Source organism: Sphaerospermopsis reniformis (assembly GCF_005402885.1).
GTDB classification, from domain to species: Bacteria; Cyanobacteriota; Cyanobacteriia; order Cyanobacteriales; family Nostocaceae; genus Sphaerospermopsis; species Sphaerospermopsis kisseleviana.
This window is the reverse complement of record NZ_BJCE01000524.1, coordinates 1-801: the sequence shown is the minus strand read 5'-3', so window position 1 is coordinate 801 and position 801 is coordinate 1. Positions and strand designations below refer to the sequence as shown.

Below are 801 nucleotides of genomic sequence, written 5' to 3'. Positions count from 1 at the left end.
TTAGGACTTACGCATTGACAGAATAACAAAATAGTGCATTGATAAATAAGGGTCGTCTAGTAATGGGTATGAGAGAATGAGAGAAATTACTAAACCCTCGACAGCACAATGCAATCTAGACATCTACACCTTATTTTTACTGTCAGAGCCAAAGTATGGAGGGTGCAGTAGGTTAGCCGAGATATTGGGAGATGTTTCACATGATAGTGTCAATCGCTTTTTATTGAGAGAGAGATACGAACCAAAAGATTTATTCAGCATAATAGAGAAAATTATCAACCTGGTAGGGGGGATATTAAGTGTAGATGATACAGTCATAGAAAAGATTTACAGCGACCCTAAAAATGCGGAATTAATCAGTTATTTTTGGTCAGGGAAAGCCCATAAAACTATTATTGGCTTAAATTTAATCACTCTATATTACAGCGATATTAATGGTAATTCAGTGCCAATAAATTATAGAATATATGATAAAAAGGAGGGAAAAACAAAAAACGATTATTTTAGAGAAATGGTAAGTGAAATAATAAGCTGGGGAGTCAAACCCAGAATGGTAACAGGAGATAGTTGGTACTCAGGAGTAGAAAACTTAAAATTTCTAAAAAACCAGAAATTGGGTTTCCTATTCGGAATTGAAAAAAATAGAATAGAACTGTTTCAAATGAGCCGCACAAGTATTGCCAAGTAGGCACTTTGGATATTCCTGAAGAAGGATTAAGAACTCATCTGAAAGAATTTGGATTTATAAAGTTGTTTAGGAAAGACTTTAAAAAAGAAGACTCTAGACATTATATTTTATAT

At 33.5% G+C, this 801-nt stretch carries 1 pseudogene; it reads left to right on the top strand.

Annotated features, from left to right (window positions below):
* Positions 1–76: 76 nt before the first annotated feature.
* Positions 77–801, top strand: a pseudogene (locus tag FFR48_RS28190) (IS701 family transposase); the annotation flags it as partial.